Origin of the sequence: Marinobacter sediminicola, assembly GCF_031157525.1 — a bacterium.
Classification (GTDB): Bacteria; Pseudomonadota; Gammaproteobacteria; order Pseudomonadales; family Oleiphilaceae; genus Marinobacter; species Marinobacter sediminicola.
The window spans coordinates 90,326-103,255 of sequence record NZ_JAVIXR010000004.1 but is presented as its reverse complement, the minus strand read 5'-3'; the positions used below and the strand labels follow the sequence as shown (position 1 = coordinate 103,255).

Genomic DNA, 12,930 nt, shown 5'->3' with positions numbered 1-12,930 from the left:
GCCAACGAGCCTGATAGGCTAGACTGCATATATCTGTAGCAAGGTTCAGGTGCACAACAGCCCGAGTTACGAGAGGAGCCGTCAAAACAATGCCCCCCGACGAATCCATCGCTTTTTTTGCTCGAGCTGGCTACGCCGCCCGCGGGATTGTGTATTTGCTGATCGGAGGCCTTGCCACTCTGTCGGCGCTCGGTAGAGGCGGCCAGACTACGGGAAGCCAAGGCGCGCTGGAAAGATTGTTGTCGGCACCTCTGGGCGAGATTCTTTTAGGCGCAATGGCCTTCGGCCTTGTTGGTTACGCATTATGGCGCTGCATACAAGCCATCGCAGACACCGACCGCCATGGAAAAAGCTTTAAAGGCATTATTATCAGGGCCAGCCTGCTCGTAAGTGCCGCAACGCACCTGCTACTCGCGTTCTTTGCCATTAATCTGATCTTTACCTTGGGTGGCAGCGGCGGTGGCAGTGGTTCTGACGGCACTGCCGGCTGGCTCATGAAGCAACCCTATGGCCAGTGGTTAGTGGGAGCTGTTGGGCTGATGATGATCGGCGCCGGAGTAGCGCACAGCGTTAAGGGCGCAAAGGCCAAATTTGAACGCCATTTTTGTATGCCACAGAGCACGCAGCGCTGGGCTTACCCCATCTGCCGATTTGGCCTGGTCGTTCGTGGCTTAGTGTTCATCGTTACGGGTACTTTTTTTATTATCGCGGCTTACCAGGTCAATCCGGACGAGGCCGGCGGTATAGCTGAAGTGTTCTCAACCTTCCGCAAGCAGCCTTTCGGCACGCCACTTATGGCGTTCATCGCCGTCGGGCTGTTCGCTTTCGGCATGTACAGCATGTTGGAGGCTTTCTATCGCCGTGTTGATCCACCATAGCCCGATCAACATTCATGCTTTTTCATCCTTGCCTAGTCAGTGTTTACTGCTATCATCATGTTCAATTGAACATCTAGTAATAATAAACCAATGGAGTCGGCCCTCCCAGATGTTCAATAAAACCGCATGGAACCCCATGCATGGACCGCTCCCGACGGAGAATCACAATGAATTTCCATAAAAAAAAGCTTCCCGGGGTACTGCCCTCTGCTGCCTTAGCGGCTTCCGTTTTGATGGCAAGTTTCAGCGGTCAGGCATTTGCCGACTGCGAGAGAGGCGCACTGGATACTCTGTATTGCGATGAAAATGGCGACATGGTTGCAGACTTGCCTGCGGACAAGTCCAAGTGGAACGATCCCAACACCCTGATTTTTGCCTACACCCCGGTTGAAGACCCCGCCATTTATTCCGATATTTGGCAGCCGTTCATCGATCACCTGTCGGAAGTAACTGGCCGTGATGTTCGCTTCTTTGCCGTTCAGTCCAACTCAGCTCAAGTAGAAGCTATGCGCAGCGGCCGTCTGCATATTGCTGGCTTCTCCACTGGCCCAACGCCTTTCGCGGTTAACCTGGCCGGTGCGGTTCCGTTTGCGCTGATGGGTTCAGAAACAGGTCAGTTTGGTTACACGCTGCAGGTGTTCACCCACGTTGATTCCGATATTCATGAGATGAAAGATCTGAAGGGCAAGCGTGTCGCTCACACTTCCCCAACGTCTAACTCGGGCAACCAGGCTCCACGGGCTCTGTTCCCTGAGATGGGTATCGTTCCTGGGGATGACTATGAGATTTCTTTCTCGGGTAGCCACGACCAGTCCATGCTTGGTGTCGTCGCAAAAGACTATGATGCCGCTCCGGTAGCATCAGAAGTTGTGGAGCGTATGGCGGCTCGCGGGCTGTATGACACAGACGACGTGCGTCTGGTTTGGGAATCAGATCGCTTCCCGACTACCTCGTACAACTATGCGCACAACCTGCACCCGGATCTGGTTGAGAAGATCCGCGAAGCGTTTTACACCTTCAAGTTTGCCGGCACTGAGCTCGGTGAGGAATTTGAAGGCGTCGAAACGTTCATTCCCATCAACTACAAAGATAACTGGAAGGTCATCCGCACCATCCAGGCCTCTAATGGCGTTCAGTACACCCGCGATAACCTTAAATAAGTAGCCCAGGAGCCTCTGGCATCGCGCCAGAGGCTCTATCCGGAGTAAACACATGTTAGAGATTACCAACCTCGTAAAACGTTACGGGCAAAACGAACCTGTGCTCAAAGGCCTGAATCTGAAGGTGGAAGGCAGCAGTGTTGTTTCCATCGTCGGCGCATCCGGTGCAGGTAAAAGCACCTTGTTACGATGCATCAACCGGTTGGTCGAGCCAACGTCGGGTTCGATCAAGCTGAACGGCCACGAGTTGGTCAATCTTCGCGGAAGCGACCTGCGCCACTCTCGTCGGCGGATCGGTATGGTGTTTCAGGGCTTTAACCTGATTGACCGTTTAACCGTTATGGAAAACGTGCTCTCCGGCCGCTTGGGCTATGTGTCCTTCTTTCAGGCTTTGACTCGTCGCTTTCCACAATCGGATATCGACCGCGCATTCAGCCTCATGGAGCGTGTGGGTATCGCCCACTACGCCGATAAACGTGCCGACCAGCTGTCTGGTGGTGAACGCCAGCGTGTTGCTGTGGTACGCGCTTTGATGCAAGAGCCCGAAATTCTTTTGGCCGATGAGCCCACGGCTTCGTTGGACCCGAAAACCTCACAGCAGATCATGAGCCTGCTGCAAAGCCTTGCCAGTGAAATGTCTTTGCCTGTACTGATCAACATTCACAACGTGACCCAGGCGCGTATGTACACCGACCGTATTGTGGGCATGCGTCATGGGCAGATGATTTTTGACGGTGAACCCAAAGACTTCAACCAGGATGCTCTGGATGCCATTTACGGTGGCATTGAGTCGCCGGAAGAAGATGCTGGTGAGCCTGCATCCCCAACTGAGGAGGCTTCGGCATGACATCCGGGAACACTGCATCCGGTGCACAGCCGGGCAGGGTCTGGAAAAAGCCCCCTTTCATAGCAAATCCCTGGATTCGCTATGGATTGGTCGCAATCACCCTGGCCTACTTGTACTGGGCATTCTCAACACTGCCTTTTGACTGGCAGCGTATCGCTGAAGGCTTGCCTCGGGCAGGCAAAATTTTTGGCGGCGCTTTCCCTCCCAGTTTCGAACGCGGCGGGCTGCTGTGGACGGGCTTCAAGGAAAGCTTCCAGATCGCATTTTTGGCGACCATGCTGGGTGTTCTCCTGTCTATCCCCATTGCGGTTATGGCGGCTCGTAACGTAGCTCCCCTGCCCGTTTACTTGCTGGGACGGACTCTTATTATCGTCTCCCGCAGCTTTCACCCGGTTATCGTCGCCATTTTGTTTGTTGCGGCGGTGGGCTTTGGCCCTATGGCGGGCATTCTTACCCTGACTCTCTATTCCATCGGCTTCGTTGCCAAGTTATTGGCAGAAGAGATTGAAGAAATTGATTGGGGCCAGGTTGAAGCCATGCGTTCTGTTGGCGCCGGTTACATGAAAATCCTGGTTTATGGGGTTTTCCCACAGATCATGCCGCGCCAGATCGGGCTATCCATGTATCAGCTCGACAGTAACCTTCGCGCATCGGCCGTTGTTGGCATTGTGGGTGCCGGTGGTATCGGTGGCACGCTGATGAACGCATTCGGACGTTACGATTACGATTTCGCCTTTGCCATTTTGCTGATGATTATTGCGATCATTCTGGTCAGTGAAGGTTTGAGCGGATGGGTGAGGAAAAAAGTATGGTAGATCACGCTGCAAAACTGACCGACCGAGTCTGGTCGCGCTACGACCGTAAAGAACAGCTTACGCGCTATGCGGTCTACCTGGCCACGCTGATAGCTGTTGTTTGGGCCGTGCGTGATATTGATATTTTTTGGCCCTGGGTTTGGGATGCGCCCAACCAGATCCAAAGCTTGGGCGCACGCATGTGGCCGCCGGAATTCAGCAAGTGGAGTGCGATTTTCTCCGCCATGCTGGAGACGGTGCACATTGCCACCCTGTCCACCATGCTGACGATTTTCATCGCTCTGCCGGTGTCTTACATAGCGGCTCAGAACACCACACCGAACAAGATCACGCTCTGGATTGGTCGATTCATTCTGGTATCCAGCCGCTCAGTGAACACCATTATCTGGGCATTGCTGTTCGTGGCTATTTTTGGCCCCGGCGTGCTGGCCGGTATTTTGGCGGTGATGTTCCGCTCCGTTGGGTTTATCGGCAAGCTGATGGGCGAGGCGATAGAAGAGATTGATCGCCGCCCGGTGGAAGCCATGGAAGCGACCGGTGCCAGCAAGATGAAAGTGGTGTTGTACGCGATTGTGCCTCAGGTAATGCCGGCATTCTTCGCCATCATCATTCTGCGCTGGGACATCAACATCCGTGAATCCACTGTGCTGGGTTTGGTGGGTGCCGGTGGTATCGGTGTGTTGCTTCAGGGGTCAATCGACATGTTCGCTTGGCAAACCGTTGCAACCATCCTGCTTGCAATCGTTGTGTTGGTCATTCTGGGCGAGGCGCTGACCAGCGTTCTGCGCAAAAAAGTAATTTGACCTTGAGTTGTTTGCCGCCCGAGCGTTTCGGGTGGCAAACACTCGCGCTGTGAACTGGATAACCGATTCTATGAAAGACAGTATTGATTTTGGCAGGGCCGACATTCTTTTCACCGATGTGGACGATACGCTCACCACCTGTGGCCGCCTTCTGCCAGAGACCTATCTCGCGATCTGCCGGCTGGCCGATGCAGGTATCAGTGTCATCCCCGTAACAGGGGGCTGTGCTGGCTGGTGTGATCAGATCATTCGTACCTGGCCGGTAAAAGCGGTGATTGGTGAAGGCGGAGCCTTCTATGCTGAGCGCACTGCCCCGCAAACTGTTAAATGGCACTTCTGGGAAAACGAAGCGAAACACCGACGCGACCAGCAGTCCATATTAGACGCTGTCGCAGCACTGGATTTGGATTTCGAGGCAAAGCTCGCCACAGACCAACCCTTCCGTTTTGTCGATGTGGCAGTAGACTACAACCAGCAGGAATCGCTAACACCTGAGCAGGTAGCGGCGATACATGATCCTTTGGTTTCCCAGGGCTTCAGCGTTCGGCAAAGCTCTATCCACATCAACATCTGGCTCGGCGATTTCGACAAATCCACTATGTCACTTCGAGTGGGCCAGGAGTTACTGGGGCTGGATATCGAGTCTTTGCAGAAGCGCTCCATTTTCATTGGTGATGCCCCCAATGACGAGAGCATGTTCCGCAGCTTTCCCATGAGTGTTGGCGTAGCCAATATTCGGAAGCATTTACACGTTATGACCCATCAGCCCGCAGCGATTGTCAGCCAACCTTCGGGATTGGGCTTTGCTGAAATGGCAGAGGCCTGGCTGCAACATCGCACCTGACCGAGCAGGTAATCTGATGAGTGCCAAAGAACGCCAGCGCTGCATCCTCGAATGGGTGCATGAACAAGAGCATGTCGAAGTTGAAGACATCGCTCAGCGCTTTGGCGTCACTACACAAACCATTCGCCGCGACATCAACAAGATGTGCGAACAGGGTTTGTTGCGCCGTCGTTATGGCGGTGTCAGCCTGCCGGCAACGCCTGCACCATCCTTTGCTGTGCCCCAGGATGAACCGACATCCAGTCAACTCGCTAAACAGCGAATGGCCAAACGCGTTGCCACAGATATTCCTGAAGGCGCCACCGTTAGCCTGGGGGTTGGCAGTACCGTTGAACTGGTTGCACAAGCGCTGATTCATCATCATTCGCTTCGGATATTGACCAACAATTTCAGTGTGGCGGCGGCACTTTCAGGTAACCCGGGTATCGAGGTTATCGTGTCTGGAGGCATGTACCGCCACAACCATCACGATGTGGTTGGGCCAGAAGTCAGCAGCTTTTTCAGCTCCTTCACGACAGACTTCGGCATTTTCAGCACCGGAAGCATGGATCTGGAACAAGGCCTGATGGATCACGAAATCCGCGAGGCTGAAGTTAGCCGTGCCATCATCGCAAACACCAGAACCCGTATGCTTGTGGCAGACCACAGCAAATGGACTCTGAACGCACATTGTAAAGTGGCCACGTTCAAATACGTTGACCGTTTTTACACCGATTCCGTCCCACGGAAACAGCGGGCAAACCTGCCCGGCTCCATGGCCATCATTGAGTGCGACGAACCACAGCTGGTGGTTAGTTGATCAATAGTGAGGTGGCCACTAATGTTTAGCTCAATAATATAAATTCAAACAAAAAATACAGAAGGATTCTGTCATGAAACGTACACTTTCCCTGTCACTGCTCGCGGGTTCTATTGCGGTCATGTCTGGCTGCAGCACCATGGATCACAATGCCAGCACCCCTGAAGCCTCCCCTACTGACAGCCAGGCGCTGGTTCAAGTTGGACCCCGGCCTTACTTCCTGATTAACAACATGGACGAAGGCAAGCTGAAGCAGTCCCTGCAAGCGTGTGAATCCAAGCCGGTGACCTCTTCGACCTTCTCCATCGGTCACCGGGGTGCTCCTATGCAGTTTCCTGAGCATACCCGCGAATCTTACATAGCGGCCGCACGAATGGGCGCCGGGATCGTAGAGTGCGACGTGGCCTTTACCAAGGACAGGGAGCTGGTGTGCCGCCATGCCCAGAATGACCTGCACACAACCACCAACATCGTGGCTGTGCCGGAATTGAACGCCAAGTGCACCAAACCTTTTACCCCGGCAGATCCGGCCACAGGCCAAAAGGCCGAAGCTGAATGCCGCACAAGCGACATAACACTGGCTGAGTTCAAATCGCTCAGGGGTAAAATGGATGCGTTTAACGCCGATGCCACCACACCAGAAGAATACCTGGGCGGCACAGCCGACTGGCGAACGGATTTGTACGCCACGAATGGAACGGTGTTAAGCCACCGTGAAAGCATCGAGCTGCTCAAGGAACTGGGTGTTCAGTTCACTCCGGAGCTGAAAACGCCGGTGGTCGACATGCCGTTTGAAGGCGACTACACACAGCAGGATTATGCTCGCCAGATGATTAATGATTACGTGCAGGCAGGTGTTAGCCCTTCCGATGTATGGCCTCAGTCGTTTTTGCTGGAAGACGTGGTGTTCTGGATCAATGAAACGCCTGAATTTGGCAAGCAAGCGGTCTTTCTTGATGAAGATGATCACTCCCCTGAAAACGTATCCCTTGAGTACATGGAAAGCCTCGTTCAACAAGGGGTTCCTGTTCTGGCGCCTGCAATCTGGAAAATGCTGACCCTGAACAGCAACAACGAAATTGTACCTTCTGAGTATGCACTCAACGCCAAAGCTGCCGGCCTTGACCTGATTGGCTGGTCGCTTGAGCGCAGCGGACCGCTACACACGGGCGGCGGGTGGTACTATCAGAGCGTAACCGATGCCATCAACAACGACGGTGACATGTTCACAGTGATTGATGTGTTGGCTCAGGAAGTGGGTGTAATCGGAATCTTTTCAGACTGGCCGGCCACTACAACCTACTACGCCAACTGCATGGGCATATAAGCTGAACCCTGGAGTTACCTAATGAACCCGACCGTAGCGAATAACAGGCCTGTAAAAGTGGATCTCGCAGAAGGCGAGGAATATTACTTTTACACCTGTGGCCGTTCCAACAAACAGCCGTTTTGCGACGGTTCCCACGTGGGCACTGAGTTCAAACCAAAACCCTTCACGGCTGAGAAATCTGGTGATGCCTATTTGTGCCAGTGCAAACATTCGGCAAATCTGCCGTTTTGCGATGGTACTCATAAGCAATTTGATGCCGATGCGGTTGGTAAAGAAGGGCCAGGCGTTAAAGCGGGTGCGGGTGAGATGCCCGTCGCTAGTGCCACTGTAGAGGAACCTACGGTCGAGTTCATACATCAGTTGGCCAGGGATGGCTTATCCAAAATGGGACACCACGGCCCTATGACGGCCATGGGTGTGCCCCGTCACACGCTCCCCCACTGGGACGACCTGCAAGTGATGACGGCCCAGATGGCCACTCAGCCCTTGCTTGAAGACGTTGCTGTTCGCACCGAACTGGTTATTGGCCCTAAAGCTAGAAAGCCACTGAAACTTAAAATCCCTCTATTTGTGTCTGATATGAGTTTTGGGGCGCTATCAGAAGAAGCCAAGCTGGCTTTAGCGAAAGGTGCCGAGCTAGCCGGCACAGGTATTTGCTCTGGCGAAGGCGGGATGCTTCCAGAAGAACAGGCTGCCAACTCCCGTTATTTTTACGAATTGGCGAGCGCCCAGTTCGGGTATGACGAAGAAAAGCTGAAAGGTGTTCAGGCCTTTCACTTCAAGGGCGGCCAAGGCGCAAAAACCGGAACCGGCGGCCATCTGCCAGGCAATAAAAACGTCGGTGAAATTTCACAGGTTCGCGGCATTCCCGAAGGCGAACCTGCAGTATCTCCACCCACATTTTCACACCTGCATACGGCTGCAGATTTCAAGAAATTTGCCGATCGCGTGCGTGAGGTAACGGGTGGCATCCCCATTGGTTTCAAACTCAGTGCCAACCATATTGAAAAGGACATTCAGTTTGCTCTGGATGCCAGCGCCGATTACATCATATTGGATGGCCGAGGTGGCGGCACGGGCGCGGCGATACCTGGATGAGCAGGGCGTGGGTGGCGACGTTACCCTGATTATTACCGGTGGCCTGCGCACACCCATGGATTTCGTGAAGGCCCTGGCTTTGGGCGCCGATGGCGTAGCCATAGCAAACAGCGCCATGCAATCAATAGGCTGTGTCGCTGCGCGCATGTGTAATACAAACAACTGCCCTGCCGGTATAGCCACACAAAAGGCCGATCTTCGGCAGCGTTTGAACGTCGAAAAATCCGCCGGGCAGCTCAGGAATTTCTTTGAAGCCTCTGTAGAATTGATGCAAGTGATGGCCAGAGCCTGTGGTCACGATTCGTTGAATTCATTCAACAGTGACGATTTGGCAACTTGGCATCGAGAGATGGCTCTGTTATCAGGAGTAAAGTTTTCCGGGTTTATCGAACCCTGATCAACTTTTTCATCACTAATCAAACTTTCGAGGCATGTATGAACATTTATGCTCCCCTTACGTTGGCGTCTGCCCTTTTCCTCACTGCCTGTGCAAGTTCGCAGCAAGATGATGTGGGCACCACGCATACCTATCAGTGCGACAGTGGCGAAACGATTACGGCAACCTACCCTTCGAACAAATCTGCTGTAATTCAGCACAAGGGTGCCAAGCACACACTGCAAATCGCAGTCTCTGCCAGTGGTTCACGCTACGTTGGCAACGAGCTGGAGTGGTGGACGAAGGGTTCCGGCCCCGGAGCTGAAGCTGCCCTCCTCCATCACATGGCTGACGGCACTTCAGGAAAAATCATCGAGAACTGTGCTGAATCCTGAGCATCGAAAGATATGAAAATCACGCTTGCTCTGTAGCATTTGAACTAATAAAACGGCTAACCGATGCGTTACGCAATCGAATTCCAACTATTGTTTGGGTAGCCCTATCGGACGGCATGGGCAGCAATTACGCCCGAACAGAGGAATAGCCTGCATGAGCCAAAATACCGGCAGCACAAGCAAGGTAGACAAACTACTGGCTGAGCAGCGTGACTATATCGCAAAGCGCGAAAGTGGCTACCGTGAACGCGCTCTGAAAATGTACCCCTGGGTATGTGGCCGTTGCGCCCGTGAGTTTACGCGCATCAATTTACGAGAGCTCACCGTGCACCATGTTGACCATGACCACGACAACAACCCGGCCGACGGCAGTAACTGGGAACTGTTGTGCGTGTACTGTCACGATGAAGAACACAGCAAGTTTGAGGATTTTGTGCGCTACGGCGGAAGTTCCGAGAAGCGGCGTGAAGCCGCAACGCACAACCCGTTTGCAGGCCTGAAGGAAGCGCTTGAGAAGAAAAACTAACAGCCTGCCTGTATCTTAAGAGTCCCGTTAGGCAGGCTCTACACATCCCCCCCGCCAGAATTTAAGCACGTGCCCTTTGAAGGGCTTTTCCAGGTAATCCGTATGCTCCGGCTTCTCCTCAGAAAAGCTGAATCCGTGGGTTTCCATGCGACGGCTGAATTTGTTTTTTCTGCCTCTTCCCGGATCCACCAGAATTACTTCACAGGTTGGGTTGGCGTGCCGGTCAATGAAATCGGCCAACAGGTTTACGTGCTCGTCTTCGTACAACACGTCACTGCCAATAATAATATCGAACAAGCCGAGATCACTGGCTTTATCTGCCCAATCAACTCGCTGGTAACCTATCGCTTTCCCTTGGTTGAGCTGAGTGTTCCGCTCCAGAAAAACGCCCACTTCAGGGTGGTAGTCGGTCGCCGTAATATCATCGTTACGTTCGTTCAGCAGCAGGCTGGACAGCGCCATTCCGCAGCCAATTTCCAGAACTCTCTTGCCCTCCGTTGGATGCTTCACAATGTGATGGGCAAGCACCAGGCTTGATGGCCAGATAATTCCGAACAGAGGCCAGGTAGCAGAGGAAATACCCAGCTTGAGTGCGATGTCGTTTGGGTCGTCGAATTGCTGATTATCACGCAAGGTACACACGTGAATGTCCACGTTGCCGAACTCAATAGTTTGGTAGCGAAGACGCAGAGGTGATTTCATTGTGGGTCACACTAAAGGGGTTAGGCCCGCCAACCTGTTAAATGAAGCGGAAAATCCTACTCCTTCAGAGTATACCCCTTGGCTCGCTTGGAAAACGACTTTATCGTTTTGCCAGATCTTCAAGAAAAACCTGAATTCGCTCTGCGTTGGTGCCAAGATCGCTTTTGCCCAGCCTGGAGGCAGAACGCATATCTACTTGCACGCCTTGCTCTGTTTCCGTCATGCGGATCACCACGTCATCTTTAAACCCGAACCAGCGGGTTGTCGCGGTGGCTTCAATTGTCTTGTCGGTGATTCCGGCAATCTCCCAACCACGGGCTTCAACCATGGTTTTCACTGCGGTCATAACACGCGTTAAAGGAGCATCCAGAATAATCGGCTTTAACTGGGGGTAGGCCAATTGCTGCTGCTTTGCAGTTTCCGCTCCCGGATAATCGACGGCATTGGGTGCTTCCTCACGGGCCGCCGCCAACAATGTGAAGGCCGGAGGGTTTTCCATATCCGTTGTTATATCGTGGATGGGCGGCACGCTTTGGGCGCGCTGCTTCATCTGCATGGGTATGGCGATTATGGCCACTACCGCCAGGGTGACCAAAGCACCCACCAGAGCCGGCCGCCAGCGGCGCAGTGCACCTGCAAGTACCAAAGTAATCAGCCCCACTACCGCAGCGCCCATTGCCAGTTGCGCGCCCTGCCGCATCCACGTGAAGGAGGTGCCCAACTCAATCCACTCTGCCCTGAATGCCGGCCCGGCAACGCCCATCAACGCGCCTGCTACGACCAACAGGGTTATTGCAAACCACGCAGTAACAAGTGGCCACTTTCCGCCGCGTCGGGTTGAGTTGTTTTCAGGCGACATTCTGCTTCCTTATTATACGTGGGAAAACCTAATACGATGCCCTACCTTAGCCCGATCACCACGGCTTTGGTATGCTGATGTTCACAACAGGTAAAGGCTTTGCCGAGGGTAAGATTATGGCTGGTGGGTGGACCCGTGATGGGGCTGTGCAGGATCAGATTGATGCGAGCGTAGAGGATGCCGTCGCCGAGGCACGTAGTCGGCTTGGCAGGGGTGAAAGTGCGGAGTCCTGCGAAAAGTGTGACTGCCCTATTCCTGAAGCTCGGCGCAAAGCGATTTCCGGTGTACGCCTGTGTGTTAATTGTCAGGCGGCGCTGGAAAAACAGGAAACAGGATCAGGCGGCATCAACCGACGAGGCAGTAAAGATAGCCAACTGAGATAACCGGGTGCAATCAAAGAAAGGCCCTGAAGCACAGACTACACTTGAGGATATACCACAACGGATATACGCCATAACACTCTCCCCGTCATAAGGAGCCGGTATGAGCATTCAAGCCGAACTGAGTTCAACCATTCAAGCCCTCATTCAGCCAGGAAAAGGAATTCTTGCCGCCGATGAAAGCCATCCCACGATTGCCAAGCGCTTCAAAGCCGTTGGTGTCGAATGTACGGAAAGCAAACGTCAGGAGTATCGCAGCCTGATTTTTTCCACACCAGGGCTCGGCGAGTTCATCAGTGGCGTCATTCTTTTTGAGGAAACCCTTGGCCAGAACAGCCTTGAACGAGTCACAATCCCGGCGCTGCTGGAAAACCAGGGGATTGTGCCGGGAATCAAGGTAGATAAGGGTAAGAAACCACTCGTTAACGCCCCGGGCGATGAAATAACCTACGGCCTGGACGGTTTGGATGATCGTCTGGAAATCTACAAAAATCAGGGTGCTCGCTTCGCGAAATGGCGCGCGGTGTACAACATCTCCGACACCCTGCCCTCACGCCAGGCGGTAGAAGCCAACGCTGAAATGCTGGCACGCTATGCCGCGCTCTGCCAGTCCATAGGCATTGTGCCTATTGTGGAGCCCGAGGTACTGATTGACGGTGATCACACCATCGAGCGGTCTGCGGAAGTAAACGAAGTTGTGATTTCGGAGGTTTTCAACGCGCTTCGCCGGCACCGAGTGCAACTGGAAACCATCATTCTTAAACCGAGCATGGTAACGCCGGGCAAAGAGTGTGTGAAGGCGTCTCCAGAGGAAGTCGCAGAAGCGACCTTGAAGGTATTCCGCAAGGTTGTGCCTGCAGCGGTTCCAGGCATTAGTTTCTTGTCTGGAGGACAGACCCCTGAAGAAGCGACCAGTAACCTGAACGCCATGAACAGCCATGGCCCGCAACCTTGGTATCTGAGCTTTTCCTACGGCCGCGCCCTGCAGGAACCGGCCCAGAAAGCCTGGGCAGGCAATCTGGACAACGCGGCCGCCACCCAAGCTGCCATGCTCAAGCGAGCCAAGCTCAACGGCGCGGCTACGTCTGGAGAGTATAAAGCAGACATGGAAGGCTGAT

At 53.6% G+C, this 12,930-nt stretch carries 14 protein-coding genes and 1 pseudogene; 13 read left to right on the top strand and 2 right to left on the bottom strand.

Going from position 1 to position 12,930, the window contains the following annotated elements; translation table 11 throughout:
• Positions 1-89 precede the first annotated feature (89 nt).
• The 11 genes and pseudogenes from RG807_RS07295 to RG807_RS07245 all read left to right on the top strand — a co-directional run bounded on the left by RG807_RS07295 (position 90) and on the right by RG807_RS07245 (position 9,871).
• Positions 90-878 carry a DUF1206 domain-containing protein gene (locus RG807_RS07295; protein WP_309044307.1) on the top strand — a complete coding sequence of 263 codons (789 nt, stop codon included), beginning with the start codon at positions 90-92 and terminating at the stop codon, positions 876-878.
• A gap of 167 nt (positions 879-1,045) precedes the next feature.
• On the top strand, positions 1,046-2,038 hold the full coding sequence (gene phnD, locus RG807_RS07290; RefSeq protein WP_309044306.1) for a phosphate/phosphite/phosphonate ABC transporter substrate-binding protein: 993 nt from the start codon (positions 1,046-1,048) through the stop codon (positions 2,036-2,038).
• 52 nt (positions 2,039-2,090) lie between these two features.
• A complete protein-coding gene (gene phnC, locus RG807_RS07285; RefSeq protein ID WP_100640337.1) occupies positions 2,091-2,885 on the top strand; it encodes a phosphonate ABC transporter ATP-binding protein in 795 nt (264 codons plus the stop codon).
• Positions 2,882-3,700, top strand: coding sequence for a phosphonate ABC transporter, permease protein PhnE (gene phnE, locus RG807_RS07280; RefSeq protein ID WP_309044305.1), 819 nt, complete (start codon positions 2,882-2,884; stop codon positions 3,698-3,700). The genes phnC and phnE (RG807_RS07280) overlap by 4 nt, the downstream gene beginning before the upstream one ends.
• The gene (phnE, locus tag RG807_RS07275; RefSeq protein ID WP_200371124.1) at positions 3,694-4,503 is read left to right on the top strand and encodes a phosphonate ABC transporter, permease protein PhnE; all 810 of its coding nucleotides are present in this window, start codon (positions 3,694-3,696) and stop codon (positions 4,501-4,503) included. Before phnE (RG807_RS07280) ends, phnE (RG807_RS07275) begins: the two co-directional genes overlap by 7 nt.
• A 70-nt stretch (positions 4,504-4,573) precedes the next feature.
• On the top strand, positions 4,574-5,347 hold the full coding sequence (locus RG807_RS07270; protein ID WP_309044304.1) for an HAD-IIB family hydrolase: 774 nt from the start codon (positions 4,574-4,576) through the stop codon (positions 5,345-5,347).
• 16 nt (positions 5,348-5,363) lie between these two features.
• Positions 5,364-6,146, top strand: coding sequence for a DeoR/GlpR family DNA-binding transcription regulator (locus RG807_RS07265; RefSeq protein ID WP_309044303.1), 783 nt, complete (start codon positions 5,364-5,366; stop codon positions 6,144-6,146).
• A gap of 73 nt (positions 6,147-6,219) precedes the next feature.
• A complete protein-coding gene (locus RG807_RS07260; RefSeq protein ID WP_309044302.1) occupies positions 6,220-7,473 on the top strand; it encodes a glycerophosphodiester phosphodiesterase family protein in 1,254 nt (417 codons plus the stop codon).
• Positions 7,474-7,494: 21 nt separating this feature from the next.
• Positions 7,495-8,971: pseudogene (locus RG807_RS07255) on the top strand (glutamate synthase-related protein).
• Between the two features lie 38 nt (positions 8,972-9,009).
• On the top strand, positions 9,010-9,345 hold the full coding sequence (locus RG807_RS07250) for an MliC family protein (RefSeq protein WP_309044301.1): 336 nt from the start codon (positions 9,010-9,012) through the stop codon (positions 9,343-9,345).
• Positions 9,346-9,499: 154 nt separating this feature from the next.
• Entirely contained in the window at positions 9,500-9,871 is a 372-nt protein-coding gene (locus RG807_RS07245; protein WP_298446861.1) for a YajD family HNH nuclease, read from the top strand.
• 27 nt (positions 9,872-9,898) lie between these two features.
• Here RG807_RS07245 and RG807_RS07240 read toward each other — a convergent pair whose 3' ends face one another.
• Positions 9,899-10,573 carry a class I SAM-dependent methyltransferase gene (locus RG807_RS07240; protein WP_309044300.1) on the bottom strand — a complete coding sequence of 225 codons (675 nt, stop codon included), beginning with the start codon at positions 10,571-10,573 and terminating at the stop codon, positions 9,899-9,901.
• Between the two features lie 100 nt (positions 10,574-10,673).
• On the bottom strand, positions 10,674-11,432 hold the full coding sequence (locus RG807_RS07235; RefSeq protein WP_309044299.1) for a DUF1499 domain-containing protein: 759 nt from the start codon (positions 11,430-11,432) through the stop codon (positions 10,674-10,676).
• A 116-nt stretch (positions 11,433-11,548) separates the two neighbouring features.
• Between RG807_RS07235 and RG807_RS07230 the strand changes: the two genes are divergently transcribed.
• Both RG807_RS07230 and RG807_RS07225 read left to right on the top strand, forming a co-directional pair.
• Complete coding sequence (locus RG807_RS07230; RefSeq protein ID WP_309044572.1) at positions 11,549-11,815, top strand: DksA/TraR family C4-type zinc finger protein; 267 nt, start codon at positions 11,549-11,551, stop codon at positions 11,813-11,815.
• Between the two features lie 100 nt (positions 11,816-11,915).
• Entirely contained in the window at positions 11,916-12,929 is a 1,014-nt protein-coding gene (locus tag RG807_RS07225) for a class I fructose-bisphosphate aldolase (protein WP_309044298.1), read from the top strand.
• The last annotated feature ends 1 nt before the right edge of the window (position 12,930 follow it).

Bases quoted from the DNA above. Each gene is read 5' to 3' on its own strand.
- phnD (WP_309044306.1), top strand. From the start codon at position 1,046: ATGAATTTCCATAAAAAAAAGCTTCCCGGGGTACTGCCCTCTGCTGCC.
- RG807_RS07270 (WP_309044304.1), top strand. From the start codon at position 4,574: ATGAAAGACAGTATTGATTTTGGCAGGGCCGACATTCTTTTCACCGAT.
- phnE (WP_200371124.1), top strand. From the start codon at position 3,694: ATGGTAGATCACGCTGCAAAACTGACCGACCGAGTCTGGTCGCGCTAC.
- RG807_RS07230 (WP_309044572.1), top strand. From the start codon at position 11,549: ATGGCTGGTGGGTGGACCCGTGATGGGGCTGTGCAGGATCAGATTGAT.
- RG807_RS07265 (WP_309044303.1), top strand. From the start codon at position 5,364: ATGAGTGCCAAAGAACGCCAGCGCTGCATCCTCGAATGGGTGCATGAA.
- RG807_RS07250 (WP_309044301.1), top strand. From the start codon at position 9,010: ATGAACATTTATGCTCCCCTTACGTTGGCGTCTGCCCTTTTCCTCACT.
- RG807_RS07260 (WP_309044302.1), top strand. From the start codon at position 6,220: ATGAAACGTACACTTTCCCTGTCACTGCTCGCGGGTTCTATTGCGGTC.
- RG807_RS07235 (WP_309044299.1), bottom strand. From the start codon at position 11,432: ATGTCGCCTGAAAACAACTCAACCCGACGCGGCGGAAAGTGGCCACTT.
- RG807_RS07245 (WP_298446861.1), top strand. From the start codon at position 9,500: ATGAGCCAAAATACCGGCAGCACAAGCAAGGTAGACAAACTACTGGCT.
- phnE (WP_309044305.1), top strand. From the start codon at position 2,882: ATGACATCCGGGAACACTGCATCCGGTGCACAGCCGGGCAGGGTCTGG.
- RG807_RS07295 (WP_309044307.1), top strand. From the start codon at position 90: ATGCCCCCCGACGAATCCATCGCTTTTTTTGCTCGAGCTGGCTACGCC.
- RG807_RS07225 (WP_309044298.1), top strand. From the start codon at position 11,916: ATGAGCATTCAAGCCGAACTGAGTTCAACCATTCAAGCCCTCATTCAG.
- phnC (WP_100640337.1), top strand. From the start codon at position 2,091: ATGTTAGAGATTACCAACCTCGTAAAACGTTACGGGCAAAACGAACCT.
- RG807_RS07240 (WP_309044300.1), bottom strand. From the start codon at position 10,573: ATGAAATCACCTCTGCGTCTTCGCTACCAAACTATTGAGTTCGGCAAC.